The organism is Microbacterium sp. zg.Y909 (assembly GCF_024626565.1).
This window is the reverse complement of record NZ_JANJFJ010000682.1, coordinates 1-1,101: the sequence shown is the minus strand read 5'-3', so window position 1 is coordinate 1,101 and position 1,101 is coordinate 1. Positions and strand designations below refer to the sequence as shown.

General features: G+C 73.4%; 1 protein-coding gene and 1 pseudogene. Both read left to right on the top strand.

Annotation, left to right across the window (positions count from 1 at the left end; genetic code table 11):
• The coding region (locus tag NQ160_RS24115; protein WP_257517498.1) for a hypothetical protein at positions 1 to 371 on the top strand (371 nt) is incomplete at its 5' end.
• 470 nt (positions 372 to 841) lie between these two features.
• A pseudogene (locus tag NQ160_RS24110) lies at positions 842 to 1,101 on the top strand (isochorismatase family protein); the annotation flags it as partial.

Below are 1,101 nucleotides of genomic sequence, written 5' to 3'. Positions count from 1 at the left end.
TCGCGTTCGGTGTGCTGCTCGACACGTTCGTGGTGCGCTCGCTGCTGGTGCCGGCCCTGTCGTTCGACATCGGCCGTGCGATCTGGTGGCCGTCGAAGCTGTGGCGCAACGACCCGGGCGGTTCGCGTCGGCTGGCGATGAGTCCCAGCGAGGGTGGTCCCGTCGCGGCTCCCGCGCGGGGGAGTGCGCGCCCTGGGGATGACGACCTGGCAGCGGTCGCGGTCGACACCGCCGCCGGCGTCCGCGCCGTCGAGCAGAAGGGGGTGGCCGCGGTTGCCGTCGACACCGCCGCCGGCGTCCGCGCCGTCGAGCAGAAGGTCGCCAAAACGGGTGAGCGGTCGGTGACACGGCGGTCGCTGCGCCGGCGCTGACCCTGGCGACGTTGTGCACGAGGGGCCGCGGCTGATGCCGTGGCCCCTCGTGCGTTCCCGGCGGGCGCGGCGCTGACACCGGCACGCCCGGCGGGCGCGGCGCTGCCCGGCGGGCGCGGCGCTGCCCGGCAGGCGCGCCGCTGCCCGGCAGAGGAGATCTGCCGGAATGAGGATGGATGCCGGGATTCCATCCGCATGTCGGCAGATCGCCGCATCTCGGCGACGGGATGCCGGGATTCCATCCGCATGTCGGCAGATCGCCGCATCTCGGCGACGGTGGGCCGTGGCGAGCCCGTCGCGGGCGACAGCCGTGCACAACGTCGCCGATCAGGCCGCGAAACCCCTCCGGCGGCGGCCCGGATCCCGTGCGCGGCCGCAATGGCGACGTTATGCACGCAGGGGCTGCGGCTGATCCGTGGCCCCTCGTGGTGCTGCCGCCGGCACGCGACCGGTCGGCGTAGGCTCGGCGCATGGGTAAGGCGCTGTTCATCGTCGACGTGCAGAATGACTTCACCGAGGGTGGGGCGCTCGGGGTCGCCGGGGGTGACGCGGTCGCGGTCGCGATCAGCCGGCACCTGGCCGCCTCCGCAGATCAGTACGCATTGATCGTCGCCTCGCGCGACTGGCACGACGCCGACGGTGACAACGGCGGACACTTCGCCGCCGGCGAGCCCGACTTCGTCGACACCTGGCCGGTGCACTGCGTAGCCGGCACCGAAGGTGCCGAGTA